This window comes from Fulvivirga lutimaris, assembly GCF_009711525.1.
Classification (GTDB): Bacteria; Bacteroidota; Bacteroidia; order Cytophagales; family Cyclobacteriaceae; genus Fulvivirga; species Fulvivirga lutimaris.
Map to the genome: position 1 here is coordinate 1 of NZ_SMLV01000421.1, position 13511 is coordinate 13511.

The 13511-nt window shown below is 38.1% G+C and carries 15 protein-coding genes; 6 read left to right on the forward strand and 9 right to left on the reverse strand.

Annotated elements, in window-relative coordinates; genetic code table 11:
• Positions 1-196 precede the first annotated feature (196 nt).
• From E1140_RS16925 to E1140_RS16935, 3 genes are all read right to left on the reverse strand, one after another.
• Complete coding sequence (locus tag E1140_RS16925) at positions 197-1660, reverse strand: M20/M25/M40 family metallo-hydrolase (RefSeq protein WP_155186651.1); 1464 nt, start codon at positions 1658-1660, stop codon at positions 197-199.
• 335 nt (positions 1661-1995) lie between these two features.
• On the reverse strand, positions 1996-3090 hold the full coding sequence (locus E1140_RS16930; protein ID WP_155186654.1) for a TFIIB-type zinc ribbon-containing protein: 1095 nt from the start codon (positions 3088-3090) through the stop codon (positions 1996-1998).
• A complete protein-coding gene (locus E1140_RS16935; protein WP_155186657.1) occupies positions 3090-4196 on the reverse strand; it encodes an SPFH domain-containing protein in 1107 nt (368 codons plus the stop codon). Before E1140_RS16935 ends, E1140_RS16930 begins: the two co-directional genes overlap by 1 nt.
• 214 nt (positions 4197-4410) lie before the next feature.
• Between E1140_RS16935 and E1140_RS16940 the strand changes: the two genes are divergently transcribed.
• From E1140_RS16940 to E1140_RS16965, 6 genes are all read left to right on the forward strand, one after another.
• A complete protein-coding gene (locus E1140_RS16940; RefSeq protein WP_246202996.1) occupies positions 4411-4977 on the forward strand; it encodes a helix-turn-helix domain-containing protein in 567 nt (188 codons plus the stop codon).
• Positions 4978-5055: 78 nt separating this feature from the next.
• Positions 5056-5361, forward strand: a complete 306-nt coding sequence (locus E1140_RS16945; RefSeq protein WP_155186660.1) for a hypothetical protein — start codon at positions 5056-5058, stop codon at positions 5359-5361.
• Positions 5362-5371: 10 nt separating this feature from the next.
• Entirely contained in the window at positions 5372-5527 is a 156-nt protein-coding gene (locus E1140_RS16950) for a lmo0937 family membrane protein (RefSeq protein WP_155186663.1), read from the forward strand.
• Between the two features lie 3 nt (positions 5528-5530).
• Complete coding sequence (locus E1140_RS16955; RefSeq protein ID WP_155186666.1) at positions 5531-5734, forward strand: hypothetical protein; 204 nt, start codon at positions 5531-5533, stop codon at positions 5732-5734.
• Positions 5735-6125: 391 nt separating this feature from the next.
• On the forward strand, positions 6126-6320 hold the full coding sequence (locus tag E1140_RS16960) for a hypothetical protein (protein WP_155186670.1): 195 nt from the start codon (positions 6126-6128) through the stop codon (positions 6318-6320).
• A gap of 13 nt (positions 6321-6333) precedes the next feature.
• Entirely contained in the window at positions 6334-6513 is a 180-nt protein-coding gene (locus E1140_RS16965) for a general stress protein CsbD (RefSeq protein ID WP_155186672.1), read from the forward strand.
• 58 nt (positions 6514-6571) lie between these two features.
• Here the strand turns inward: E1140_RS16965 and E1140_RS16970 are convergent, their stop codons facing one another.
• The 6 genes from E1140_RS16970 to E1140_RS16995 form a co-directional block, all read right to left on the reverse strand.
• Entirely contained in the window at positions 6572-6772 is a 201-nt protein-coding gene (locus E1140_RS16970) for a CsbD family protein (RefSeq protein WP_246202997.1), read from the reverse strand.
• 48 nt (positions 6773-6820) lie between these two features.
• Positions 6821-7084, reverse strand: a complete 264-nt coding sequence (locus E1140_RS16975; RefSeq protein WP_155186675.1) for a YtxH domain-containing protein — start codon at positions 7082-7084, stop codon at positions 6821-6823.
• 335 nt (positions 7085-7419) lie between these two features.
• The gene (locus E1140_RS16980; RefSeq protein ID WP_155186678.1) at positions 7420-9450 is read right to left on the reverse strand and encodes a glutamine--tRNA ligase/YqeY domain fusion protein; all 2031 of its coding nucleotides are present in this window, start codon (positions 9448-9450) and stop codon (positions 7420-7422) included.
• Positions 9451-9579: 129 nt separating this feature from the next.
• Positions 9580-10695: a DUF2914 domain-containing protein gene (locus tag E1140_RS16985; protein ID WP_155186681.1), complete on the reverse strand. Its 1116-nt coding sequence runs from the start codon at positions 10693-10695 to the stop codon at positions 9580-9582.
• 95 nt (positions 10696-10790) lie between these two features.
• Positions 10791-11801 carry a glycosyltransferase family 2 protein gene (locus E1140_RS16990; protein ID WP_155186684.1) on the reverse strand — a complete coding sequence of 337 codons (1011 nt, stop codon included), beginning with the start codon at positions 11799-11801 and terminating at the stop codon, positions 10791-10793.
• Between the two features lie 97 nt (positions 11802-11898).
• Entirely contained in the window at positions 11899-13356 is a 1458-nt protein-coding gene (locus E1140_RS16995) for a M81 family metallopeptidase (protein WP_155186687.1), read from the reverse strand.
• Positions 13357-13511 lie beyond the last annotated feature (155 nt).

Genomic DNA, 13511 nt, shown 5'->3' on the forward strand with positions numbered 1-13511 from the left:
GGCATAGATGGGTTCATTAATTTCCTCAAATTTCTCAGGAAGTATTGCTTGATTCATTCTTTCTAAATAGTAATGGGTCCATATCATTAGAAACTTGTCGATACGAAATTTCTTCTAATCTAATAGATTTCACTTTGATCCAAAATAAAAGCCCAAGACTCACATCTCGGGCTTCTCTAATAGCATTAATTAGCAATTACTCTCCCCATTTCCAGTCGCCCTGCATTTTAAGGTTCTCTTCAAGACCATTGTCAATCATAAATTGCTTGGTCTCCTCTGAGTTCATTTTTACGGCAGGTAATTTCTCTGCGTTAGCTACTTCATAAAGCATCATACTTGCAAATCTGGTGGTGTTGGTAATATGCTCCTTGTTCACCAAATCAAAATCATCACAGTCGGCATGGTAGCATTTATAAATGCTTCTGTCAAGGTTTGATTTTACCGAAAGGATAGGTACACCTGCTAACATAAATGGCTGATGATCACTATGCAGTCCAGCACGTGATGAGAATTCCGCCTTATAGACGGTGTCAATGGCTTGTAATTTCTCACCAAGTGAAGCAAAAAATGCCGTGTCAATAGCTGCACCTGAAGCATTCATACCTACCGGGTTGCCACTCATGTCAAGGTTCATCATAAACTTGATATTGTCAATAGAACCATCCTTTTCAGCTTCAGCCACCATCTTGCGAGAACCGAACAAGCCTTGTTCTTCACCCATGAAGAACACAAACTGCATGGTCCTTTTTGGCTGTAGGTTGTTAGCTTTAAATGTTCTGGCAATGTCTAATACTGCAAAAGAACCAATACCATTGTCAATGGCTCCGGTAGCTAAGTCCCAGCTATCAAGGTGACCACCTACAATTACCTTTTCTTCCGAAATTTCTGATCCCGGTAAAGTGGCAATAACGTTTCTGGCTTTGATCATTCCGCTGTTATTGGTCATGTCAATAGTAGCAGACACACTACCCGGACTTGCTGCCAATTGCTCTTTTATCTTCATACCATCTTCATAACCAATACAAATGGCAGGGATATCCAATAATTCGCCAGTCACTGAAGCTGTACCTGTTAGTAAAATACCGCCTTCATACTGATTGAAGATGATAATGCCGGCAGCACCATTATTAATGGCAAGTTCAGCTTTTTCAGATCTGTGCAGGTTCTTCACTTCTTCTGGTGTATCAGGAAGTAATGAGATAAAGCTTAGGGCAATTTTACCTTTCAATTTATCGCCTATGCCTTCATAGTCTGCAGCAACACCATTGCCCATATCTACTATTTCGGCAGTTACATGGGATTCCACTGGGGAATGACCAAGACTTACAGAAGCCACAGAATCGACAGTACCACCGGTATTTGTAGTTAACTGCACAGTGCCACGGCTCCAGGCTTCAACTTCAAACTCCTGAAATTTAACATCCTCAAAACCATAGGATTTTAGCTTATCAAAGACAAACTGCTCTGCTTTTGCTCCATTTTCAGAACCGGTTAATCGGTGACCGATGGTTTCAGAAGCTTCTTTTAAAGCGCTATAGGCTTCAGAGTTTTGTAATACTTCTGAATTGATTTTTTCGAATATATTTTCTTCTGTCTGCTTTTCGGGTGCAGTACAGGCAAAGGCAACGCCTAAGGATAGAATTAATGTCTTTCTTATCATGCTGTAGTGTTTAGGTGATCGTTAAAGCTATCATGTTAAACACAATTGGCAGAATGACTTTATATGAGTGGTAGGATTATTATCTCGTGCCTTATTTAGAGAGATTACGGATCAAGTCCGCAATGACACAAATTCTTCCTTGTCATTCTGCTCTCCGAGCCGGAATCTTATTTCTCAACCTTATGAGATGCCGGAACAGGTCCGGCAAGAAAACATTCTCCCCGGATTCTTGCCTGCGGCAGGCAGGTATTCCGGGTCTCCGTGTGATATAGAAATCTCCTTAAGCTTAGGGAGATTTCTCCCTCGTGCCTCAGTCGAAATGACGTTTTACTAGTTTATTTATTCTGAGTAAAATACCAAATTGTTCCAATTACCACTATACCAAGAAGCACTGCCAATGTGATCTTAACCCAACTCCAAGGTCTTTCGCCTTGTACTTCACCGGTTCTAGCGTTCACAAAGAACTGATAAACCTTATCCTTAAACTTAAAGGCACTGACATAAACAGGTAATAATATGTGCTTGAAGGTGATATTGTCATATCGAGAGCTTTTACTAATGATCCTCTGGGTGTCACCACCAATATCGCGCATGATGGCGCGCCTTATATCATCATCAGCAAGTTGTTTGGCTCTTTCAAAACCAGCACCAAGGTCAACCTGATACTTTTCAGATACAAACCCGCTTAAGAAGGACTTCTCATAGGGCATGAGGTTTTGTAAATCCCAGGGCTCCAATTTTTCTATATGGGGTTGCGATAGTGATTTGGTAGCCACCACCAAAATGTCATCAAAATTGACAGTCACGTTACCAGAGACACTACGCCAGCGCGTTTTCCTTACCTGACGGGTTTTAGTTTTACCATCACTTTGATAAGTTTCTGTCACATAGTAGTAGGTTCCTCGCTGTCCAAAATAGGAGGAGTGCGTTAGTGTATCAAATGTCCAGTAGGGGATGTAGATCCCATGAAGGTGTTCAAAATTTAAAGCTGCCTTTTTGAGCTTATCTGGTGCAAACCAAAGGCCATTGATCCATTTTTTAAATGCTGCTTTAGCTTCATCTTTAGTCAGTTTGAAAGGCAGTAAAGATTTGGGCTGAATGATGACTTCATCTTTAGCATCTTCAAGTATTAATGAAGTGCCACAATAGGTGCAATCAGCCGCTGTAATGTGCGGTTCCATAGTAGATGAAGCACCGCATGAGCTACATTTAATATACTTTTCTGTCACCTGCTCTGCAGATGACATCATGTTTTCTAAATACTCATGAAAATCCAGTTCCTTGATCTCTTCATCAGAAACAGGAATCTCATTTTTGGTCTGACAGTATTCGCAAACCAGTTCTGTAGTGCCAGGCTTGTAATTTAATTCTGCACCACAATTGGTGCAGTGCATTTTGCCGATTTCAACCTCTAGATTCTCTTGTTCCATTACTGACCCGGGATTGGTGGTGGCACACTACCAAAAACATCTTTTAGTTCGCCTAATTCTCCTGCAGCAGTCCAGTTGCCCATGCCTTCTCGCCACACCAGGCTTTCTTTGGTAAATTGTTGCTGGCCTGCCATTTCTTTTAACTTGGTCATGTCATATGGTCCGGTTTGTTGACCGCCAACAGCCACAAAATAGGAGAGTGCTGGTGGTCCACCTGGTACGGGTGGCGGAGAGGCCTTAGGTTGCTGCTGCTGTTGACTGAACTGCTGTCCCATTTGATTGGCCATAGCAAAGCCCATACCCATGCCCATACCGGCTCCGGCAGTTCCGCTAGGGTTGTTCGCTGCCGCTTCCATAGATTTGGCTGCCTTCATTTGTGTTAGCTTGTTGAGGTCAATAGAATTAAGTCTACTCAACTCGAAGATCTCTTTCTTGATTTCTTCAGGCATTGAGATGTTCTCGATTAAGAACTTGGTAAGCTCAAGGCCATATTGGTTAAACTCAGGTTTAATGGCTTCATGAACAAAACCTGAGAGCTCATTGAGTTTGGCCGCAAAGGCCTCTACAGGGAATCCTGATTCTCCAACAGCATCCGTAAATCGGGTTACAATAAGGCTTTTTAATTGCTCTGCAATTTCTTCAGTAGTGAAATGGCCATCTGTACCTACTATTTCTTTTATGAACAAAGCTGCATCGGTTACTTTGAGCACATAAGTTCCGAAAGAGCGGATTTCTAACATGCCAAAGCGGGCATCAGAAAGTGTAATCGCATTTTTGGTTCCCCATTTTTGAGCAGTAATATTTCGGGTACTTACAAAATATACTTCTGCCTTAAAAGGACTGTCAAATCCATATTTCCAGCCTTTAAGTGTAGAAAGGATGGGCATATTTTCAGTAGTAAGTGTGTACATACCGGGGTTATAAACGTCTGCTATTTTGCCCTCATTGATGAATACCGCCACCTGACCTTCTCTAACTGTCAGTTTAGCACCCATTTTAATTTCATTCTGGTATCGCTCAAAACGATAAACCATGGTATTGTTAGAATCATCTAACCATTCGATGATGTCTATAAACTCGTTCCTTAACTTATCAAAAATGCCCATAGTGTTCTATTTTAATTATTAGACTTTGAATATAATGATACCTGTTTAAGGCTGCAATAATTATTTGAAATTCAGTAGTTTGAGTTATAATAGGTGTAACTTGTGAAATCAGGAAAGCAGCAACCATAATGCTTAAAATCGGTATTCGAAGGCATTGTGAGCAACCATTTTAAGATCATATTCAATTTTCCTTTTCAATTACAATTTGTAGCAAATGAGTGTAAAGTTATATATCAAATACATGGTCAGTTTACGCTGCAAAATGATGGTCAAGGAAGAGTTATCAAAGCTGGGCATTCATTATGTGGTACTCGACCTTGGAGTTGTAGAAGTACTGGAAGATATTACAATTGAGCAACGTGCTGAACTGAAAATGAACTTGCTCAAATCTGGCTTGGAGCTTTTAGATGACAAGAGAAGCATTCTAATTGAAAGGATCAAAAATGTAATTATAGAAATGATCCATCATACTGATGAGCTACCAAAAGTAAATTATTCAGATTACATCAGTGAAAAACTGGACTATGATTACACCTATCTGGCGAACACCTTTTCTGAAGTCAAGGGAATAACAATTCAGCAATTTATAATTATCAATAAAATTGAACGTGCTAAAGAATTGCTTATTTATGATGAATTATCCTTAACTGAAATATCATATAAACTACACTATAGTAGTGTGGCTCATTTATCTAATCAATTCAAGAAAATAACTGGCCTTACACCTACATTTTACAAAGAGCTGAAGGATAAGCGGAAGCTGAACCTTGAAGACGTGTGATTTATGTAACTCTTTGATTTTGCGATGTAATATATTGATGGTGCAATAAACTCAACTTTGCATAAATCAATAAACCTCATGAAAAATAATAAAATGTGTGTGCTTGTGGCATTAATGTTAATCTTTAGCGTACCTGCCACGGCTTTACCCAACGAAAAATCTAACAAAAAGCCTGTAACAACAGAAACAAATAGTGCAGTTCTGATAGAAAGATTGGAAGACATTAAAGCAGTAGATAAACACTCAATCACCACAACCGAGAAAAAGGAGCTAAGAAAGGAAGTAAAGTCCATTAAAAAGCAATTGAAGAAAAATGGCGGTGGTGTTTATTTGTCTGCAGGTGCTGTCATACTCATCGTTCTACTTCTTATCATCTTACTTTAAAAAAATAGAAATGGGAAACTTACTATATACAGTTGCTGTGGTTTTAGTGATACTATGGGTTATAGGCTACTTGGGATTTCATGTAGGCGGAATAATCCATATTTTACTGGTTATCGCATTGATTTCGGTGCTTTTTAGAGTCATTAAGGGTGACAAGGTCATTTAATGAATGGTTGGGATAGATAAGAAGTTTGAGGAAGGTGACATAGTTTATGAGGTTACCAGTCCGCAGCAGTTGATGCTAATTACCAGACAGCAGGGTTCGCTCTATTATTGCAAGCGCATTGAGCATAAAAATGACCGATTAACGGCTTTTATGGGGCGAGATTTAAAAGGGTTTCATGCAAAACCTGAAGTGATATTAAATAAATAATGCTATAACTCCTTAGTTGAGCTTAACCAAGCTTATTGATGAATAGTTAACTGTTTCAGGTCAATTTTTCAATTGAGTACACTTCATTTAAATAACAAATCTTATGTCAAAGGATAAAGACGGTAAATCAAAATCAGGAAAAACAGCTCCTGCCAAAACATTAAAAGAAAAAAGAGCATCAAAAGAGGCTAAGCGCGAGGAGAAAAGAAGGGAAGAATAATTAGGCTTTAATCAATTCAGTATGATTTGATAGTTGATGTTTAATATATCTGGATTAACGTATCATGAAATATTTAATAGATAGTTCACTTACATTATTCAGAGGTAAGGGTAGGCGTTTAAAAACCTGCCCTTTATTTAAAATTCCTTTTTACATTTAAACTAATAGGCGATGAAAGATGAATATCATGAAAATAGATATGTGGCGGGAGATATTGTTTATGCAAAAGCTAATCCTGCATTAAAACTGATAGTAAGGCGTTATATAGACAGGATTTATTATTGTAAGATAATGGAGCAGCCTGATGCGAAAGAGCTCGTATACTTTGAAAGAGAGCTAATGATACAAGAGAAGATTAACTTTTAACGATTACGAATATATGGAGATAACAAGAAGTTGGAGAGAGCAAAAGGCTATGTTAAAAATACGGTTTCCAATGCTTAGTGATCAGGATTTTGATTTTAAAGAAAGGGAAAGTATGCTTGACAGGCTTTGCGATAAACTCAAGAAGTCAAAAAAGGAACTGGAACTTTTGTTTGCTGAGTTGCAGACATACTAAAAAAGCCCTTTCTTTTAAAGAAAGAGCTTAAGTTATACGTTAGAATATTGCTTAGGTATCATGAGTCTAAAAGCTTGGTAATCTCATGTCTTATCTCAGCCTTGGTTTTACCCAACCTCGTCTGAAGACGGCCAATGAACTCATCATCCATTCCTTTCTGATAGATTAAATCATCATCAGTCAGGCTACCATATTTCTTTTTTAATTTTCCTTTTAGGATATCAATATTACCTTCTATTTGCATTGCTATATCTTCCATAATGTCTATTGTTTTAATTTAAAAATTGGCTTTCACTGTAATCAGTCTTTAGTTGACTGATGCCATTTCTTTGGCTTTGTTAAGGGCATATTTACCATTGTCAGTTACCTGATTCAACTGCTTGTTATAATCCTTCTTAAGTTCTGACATCTTATTATTAAGACCTTCTTCTAAAGACTTAAACTGTGAATCTATTTCGCCTACAATCTTTTTACGGGTTTTCTTTCCGCTATTTGGGGCTGTTAAATATCCGGCTACTAGTCCTGCAGTTGCTCCAACAGCTATTGATGCGATAATTTTTAAAGTTTTCATGTTTATAAAATTTAAATGTTAATCATGCTCGATACCTTCGAGCCATTCTTCAATGGGCGATTATTGAAACCATCATAAATGATTTGATTGAAAAAATTTCAATACTAATTACAATGATTGAAAATATCGCTTGAGTAGTGAGAGCTGGGCAGCTAGGAACGCTGCACTTAAGACTTAGATTTGTCTTATCGCCTTATCGGCACAATATGTTTCTTTTCTCATCACTTGTTATAGTATAAGGAAAAACGCCTTAAAAAGCAAATAAAAAGGCATTTAAATAAAAAAGTCTCCTCATTTACTGAAGAGACTTCCTTATAATTTGGGATACTATAACTTTATAACTCCTGAGCCTCAGCCACTAAAAGTTCATTACCATCAGAAAGCCCTGCTTCAATAAAAGCTTCAATCTTATCATTGCGTTCAAGACCATTTTTAAGTAATACTCCTAATGAAATCATTACACCAATTCTGGTTCCTACCTTCTTGGCTGCAGTATTGAATAATGGCTCCAATTCATCATACTCCACCTTCTCTGCCAACTTTGCAATATCTGCTCTGGCCGCTTCCAGTTTCGCTCCTGAAAGGTTGGTGTACTTCTTGGCTATCTTCTGAATCTCATTGATAGGGCTTCTTTGTCCCTGAGGCTGATTGTTAGCAGCGGGCTTATTTTGAGCTTGCGGCTGAGCTGGTTTTTGCTTTGCCCATGAGTCTCTCAGACCAACGGTTTTGTTAAAGATGAGATTTCCTTCTGTGGTGTCTTTGTCCAATGTAAAGTAACCCAAGCGTTGAAACTGAAATTTATCATTAAGCTTAGCTTGTTTTAAGAATGGCTCAACATAGGCCTCTTTTATGATTTTAAGAGAGTCTGGGTTTACAAATTCCATAAAGTCCTTGTCTTCATGAGCATCTGGGGCCTCGTCCAAGAACAAACGATCATATTCGCGAACTTCAGCGGTTACAGCATGTTTGATAGATACCCAATGCAATGTGCCTTTAACTTTCCTTAAGCTAGCTTCTGTGCCGCTACCAGATCTTGAATCCAGATCAGCAGTACAGTGGATTTCAGTGATATTTCCATCGGCATCTTTTACTACTGATTCGCCTTTGATGATATATGCATTTTTCAGTCGCACTTCATTGCCTAAAGTCAGCCTAAAGAACTTATTGCCAGCTTCTTCCTTAAAATCTTCCTTTTCGATGTACACCTCTTTAGAGAAGGGTACCTCATGCGTTCCTGCATTGGCATCTTCAGGATTGTTCTCAGCAATGAGCATTTCCTCTTTGCCTTCAGGGTAATTGGTTATAATCAGTTTTACAGGATCAACAACACCCATCACTCTGGTGGCTGTTTTGTTAAGATCCTCTCTGATACAGAACTCTAGTAAAGAAACATCAGTAACGCTATCTCTTTTGGTGATGCCAGATACTTCACTAAACTTTCTGATGGATTCAGGTGTATAGCCTCTGCGTCTTAAACCTGAAATAGTAGGCATGCGCGGATCATCCCAGCCAGACACCGTACCACTTTGCACCAATTGAAGCAGCTTACGCTTACTCATTACTGTATAGCTCAGGTTACGTCTGGCAAATTCTCTTTGCTTTGGTCTTAGTTTAGCGCTGTCATATATCTGATCAAGAAACCAATCATACAGCTCACGGTGCGATTTAAATTCTAGCGTGCAGATGGAATGTGAAACCTGCTCTACATAATCAGACTCTCCATGAGCCCAGTCATACATGGGGTAGATGCACCATTCAGAGCCAGTCCTGTGATGTTCCTTATTGATAATACGGTAAAGTAGGGGATCACGCATAAGCATGTTCGGGGAGGCCATATCAATTTTGGCCCTAAGCACATATCTTCCAGCTTCAAACTCACCATTTTTCATTTTTTCAAAGAGCTCAAGATTTTCTTCAACACTTTGATTTCTGTGCGGACTTGCCACACCTGGAGTAGTAGGCGTGCCTTTTTGTTCAGCCATGGCTTCCGAGGACTGGCCATCAACATAAGCCTTACCATTTTTAATCAATTCTACAGCCCAGTCGTACAACTGCTGAAAGTAGTCAGAAGAATAGCACTCAGTAGCCCACTGGAAGCCCAACCACTCAATGTCATTTTTAATGGCATCTACATATTCCTGCTCTTCTTTGGCAGGATTGGTGTCATCAAAACGAAGATTTACAGGTGCGTTATAACGCTCACCTAATCCAAAATTGAGGCAGATAGATGCTGCATGACCAATGTGCAAATAACCATTAGGCTCTGGAGGAAAACGAAAGCGCAAGCTGTCTTTCGACATGCCATTGGCTAAGTCTTCTTCTATAATTTGTTCAATAAAATTCAGCGATTCTGAGGCTTCTGTCATGTTTAAAAAATTGAAAAACAAAATTAGTCCAAAAGCCTATAATTGCAACGGAGTGCTTTATTAATTGAAAAGTTCTTTTGTTATAGTCTAGATCAGTCAATAATAAAGAAAATCTGATTTCAGATCTTATTAAAACACTTGTTGCTTTAAGTTTTTTGGAACACTGCCGGCACTTGTTATAATTTTAAAATCGATTACGCCAAGTATCATTTCTTCTTCTGTAATTACTTGTACCTTCCACAAGCCTGGTTTCACATTTTTCTTGAAGGTATATCCACGATACCCACCATCACGGCCGCCCTCAATTACATAACCGATATCTTCAATAAGTTCCCATTCTTCTCTATGCTCATTGTACCATTTCCATCGGTGAAATATTGATTTTTTCAATTCAGTTGGAGCAAATATGGATGAGAATACATACACATTATCATCTGGGTTGTGGATGAACTCAAACTTGTGGTCTCGCCAAAATATTAATGATTCCTCTTCTTCATAATCAATGATATACTTATTGTTTTCGAGTCGTATGTTATGAGCCACTAAGCCTTTTTCTAAAGCTAAAGGCACAGGAGGGATCAACTTGAAGAAATAGAATGTATTGATGAGCGCATATATGATGAAGGTTATTCCAGTCAATTTTCCCAAATGAATTTCTTCACGAGTACTCGGGCTAGTCTTATAAATAACCGTTATCAGAAAAAGAGAACCGGCTAAGCTGATGGCACCCGATATAAAGAAAATAGTGTTGTTCATTTCTTTTATAAACACCGGTATCATGAACGAGAAGAAAGTAAAGCTGATAAAAGCATAGACGCTGAATTGCAAATACTTGTTAGATATCCTCTTTTTTAAAGTTTCATTGGCAAACAGTAAGATTAAGAGAATGACTAAAAATGAGGCTGCTCTGGAAAGCGATACACTTCTGGAAAAATAGATGACATAGGCACTTGAAAGACTTCCGAAGAAAAATTGAATGGCCAGTGGGAAGTAGTCTTGATATTTATCAATTAATGTATTTTTCCATTTTCCATCATCAACCAAATTATATGCAAATAGCGTAGCTGTCAGCAGTATCATATGAAGACATAAAACGATCATAACATACCAGCCATCGATGCGACCAAGGGTTAGCGTATCAAATATAAAACCTGCTATAAAAAAGAAAACAGGGCCATATTTTTGATGACGTCTGATGAACTTGTTGAAGGGACTGTTCCTAAATTTGGCTAGCGTTCGTTTCATTTAAATTGATAAAAAGCAAAGCTACTTCTGCGGTACTTATTAGTAACTATGTAATAATAATTAAGTTGAAATATTTAGCTCTAAATGCAGCAATTTTAGAGAAAAAGCCAATAGTCTTTAGTCAGTTTTTTGCCCCATGAATTTAACACCTTTATAACCTCTTCTTTATGTTCAGGGCCAGCTATGGCTATTAATATTTGTGGGTGATCGTATGACTTAATGGCTTCAAAATGTTCCATTTTAATACCATAGATATCTTTACCTATTTTCTTTTTACTATCACAGACCCAATGCAGCTCATGTCCATATTTCAAAGCTTTTTTAACCAAGTCTTTGCCATTTCTGCCGGCACCCCAAAACACTAAAGGCCTGTTGTTGTCTCTATCTAGTTCAAAAAAGTAATTAAGTTTTAGTTTAAAGTATCTATTGTCCTTATAAACCTCCCAAGTCCTGGAAATTCGATCAGATCGATCTCTCCAAAAGTGCACGATTTGATCAATTCCAATTACTTTCAACTGCTGTTTGTAAAACCTAAAACACAAATCATAATCTTCTGGATACACCTCTGGGTTAAAGGCACCTACCACATCAAAATCATCTTTATGTAATATCCAGCAATGCGATGGAATAACACATTCTTGATAGATATGATCATAATGCGTACTTGATCTTGCAATATCGTTCAACCATTCTTCATATCTTAAAAATCCGCCACCAACTTCTCCTTCATCTACAAAGTGTGATGTGCCTCCAGCAACGATATGACCTTTTCCATATTTAAGCCATTCTGAAACCATGACCTCTAATTTGTAAGGTGGCATTTTATCATCAGAGTCCATCCGGTTTATTAGTGTCCCCTGGGCTACCGCATATCCTTCCTTAAGCGCTGGTATAAGTTTGTGCCTTAAACTGTCAACAACTTTTATACGATTATCCGTTGAGGCGAATGTTTTGAGTATTTGTGGGGTGTCATCGCTGGAATGATCATTAATGGCAATTAGCTCCCAGTTCTGATAAGTTTGGTTTTGGATGGATTTTAGGCATTCTACTAAATAAGGGGCAGTGTCCTTTGCGGCCATTATGATAGAAACCAGTGGGTTGTTCATGGAGAGGTTTTGATAGTTGGTAAGAAGAGATCACTAATTAGTAAAGTTTTAGCTGACCTTCCAAATTACTAATGAGTCACATTGACCTATGATAGTGTTAATTCCAATTTTCAATTTTATCTAGCGGGTAAATAGGACGAGGGATATGTTTGTAATCTAACTGAAATACATCGATGTTGGTAACTCCTTTTGTTTCGACATAAATCGTTTTTCTATTATAGAGCCAAAAGAATAATCTAAATGGGAAAAGGTTTTTGACAACTACAACATCTGCTTTCCACAAACTCAACCCTAACTTGGTGAAAAAAGATGGTTTGAAAGCTGGGCAAGGTAGTGACGTTAAAATGAGGTAAAGTTTGTCTTTAACAATAACAGCGGTTTTTCCATACCGACTTTCATCAAGATATAATAATATTCCTTTAAAGGTTAGTTGCTCATTATACACTTTATCCAGTTTAGCACCAACTTCTACTCTAACTTCTGAATTCAGATTAGCACCGTCCAATTGCCGTACATTATCAGCATCACATAGCGGAATATAAGCTTTTAGTTTATTGCTCTCAGCCATCAATGCTTTAAGTATATGGGTGTTTTCTCCGGGTGCACCTGCTGCTACCAAGTCAGATAAGTCTGATATAATGACAGTGCCAAATGGTCTTATCCACCTATTCTTTTTCACAATTTCAATGGCCTTTATAGCGGTAATTGGTGCAGGGTGAGGATAGTCCTTTACAGACCAATTCAAGTTGCATAAGTCATTACATAACTCATTGGCCAATTTGGGCTCATTATCTGTGACTACCACGCAACTCCAACCTACTTCAGGAGCATCAATCCAAATATGAACCATAAAATTGGAAACGCTGAGCACCCTAGGGTCGCGTTCCATTCTCTTCATGGCTTTAAATATTTTGCGCATTGGTGCTATAAAGTCAATGTTAAAACCCCCACCTTTTAACAATGGCATTTTTTGGAAAGCCATAACAGGATTTATTTCACCAAAAACTGTTCTAATCAACATCTCGCCACTCTTAAATCCTATTTTATTATGGTCACGGTGCGGATTAGTTCGGTAGGCATTAATAAAAGTAGCATTATCTACAAGTTTAGCAGTAATATTAGCATGAAGGTCACATGAAACTCCTATGGGCATTTTATTTCCAACAATGGCTCTAATTTCTTCTAGTAAGTCGCCTTCTGGATCATGCATATCTTCTACTCCCATTGCACCGTGTACTGAAAAGTAAATGCCATCAAGGTTATTGCCTTCTAAACGAGATAAAATATGCGATTTGAAATGCTCAAAAACTTCCGCGGTTATTTTGCCACCAGAATGTGACCATGCAGCAATTATGGGCACGAACTCAACTTTTCCTTTACCTATTTTCTTTATTGCTTTTCTAAAACCATCAACTTGAAGTTTGTGTTTATCACCTCCTGTATGCACATCTTCATCATAATGTAGGGCCAAGGACTCGAAATTCTTCAGTTCAGTTGGCACTGTTGAAAAGCTATTGGTCTCTTGGTGTAATTCGATAAGTGCTAGACGGTACATAAAAACGGGGTGAATTAACCTTAATAGGATCAAGGTACAGCAACAACAATGCAGATACAATGGATCTGACTCTTATCAATTAGTAATTCAGTATTTAATTGAATATTATCTTTTTTTATAAGTGTTATTAACACCTGCAGAAAAGGATTCACCTC

Excerpts from the sequence above, each read along its gene's own strand:
- E1140_RS16955 (WP_155186666.1), top strand. The coding sequence starts at position 5,531 with ATGGTTGGGATAGATAAGAAGTTTGAGGAAGGTGACATAGTTTATGAG.
- E1140_RS16970 (WP_246202997.1), bottom strand. The coding sequence starts at position 6,772 with ATGGAAGATATAGCAATGCAAATAGAAGGTAATATTGATATCCTAAAA.
- E1140_RS16945 (WP_155186660.1), top strand. The coding sequence starts at position 5,056 with ATGAAAAATAATAAAATGTGTGTGCTTGTGGCATTAATGTTAATCTTT.
- E1140_RS16935 (WP_155186657.1), bottom strand. The coding sequence starts at position 4,196 with ATGGGCATTTTTGATAAGTTAAGGAACGAGTTTATAGACATCATCGAA.
- E1140_RS16940 (WP_246202996.1), top strand. The coding sequence starts at position 4,411 with ATGAGTGTAAAGTTATATATCAAATACATGGTCAGTTTACGCTGCAAA.
- E1140_RS16930 (WP_155186654.1), bottom strand. The coding sequence starts at position 3,090 with ATGGAACAAGAGAATCTAGAGGTTGAAATCGGCAAAATGCACTGCACC.
- E1140_RS16995 (WP_155186687.1), bottom strand. The coding sequence starts at position 13,356 with ATGTACCGTCTAGCACTTATCGAATTACACCAAGAGACCAATAGCTTT.
- E1140_RS16990 (WP_155186684.1), bottom strand. The coding sequence starts at position 11,801 with ATGAACAACCCACTGGTTTCTATCATAATGGCCGCAAAGGACACTGCC.
- E1140_RS16985 (WP_155186681.1), bottom strand. The coding sequence starts at position 10,695 with ATGAAACGAACGCTAGCCAAATTTAGGAACAGTCCCTTCAACAAGTTC.
- E1140_RS16980 (WP_155186678.1), bottom strand. The coding sequence starts at position 9,450 with ATGACAGAAGCCTCAGAATCGCTGAATTTTATTGAACAAATTATAGAA.
- E1140_RS16960 (WP_155186670.1), top strand. The coding sequence starts at position 6,126 with ATGAAAGATGAATATCATGAAAATAGATATGTGGCGGGAGATATTGTT.
- E1140_RS16925 (WP_155186651.1), bottom strand. The coding sequence starts at position 1,660 with ATGATAAGAAAGACATTAATTCTATCCTTAGGCGTTGCCTTTGCCTGT.
- E1140_RS16950 (WP_155186663.1), top strand. The coding sequence starts at position 5,372 with ATGGGAAACTTACTATATACAGTTGCTGTGGTTTTAGTGATACTATGG.
- E1140_RS16975 (WP_155186675.1), bottom strand. The coding sequence starts at position 7,084 with ATGAAAACTTTAAAAATTATCGCATCAATAGCTGTTGGAGCAACTGCA.
- E1140_RS16965 (WP_155186672.1), top strand. The coding sequence starts at position 6,334 with ATGGAGATAACAAGAAGTTGGAGAGAGCAAAAGGCTATGTTAAAAATA.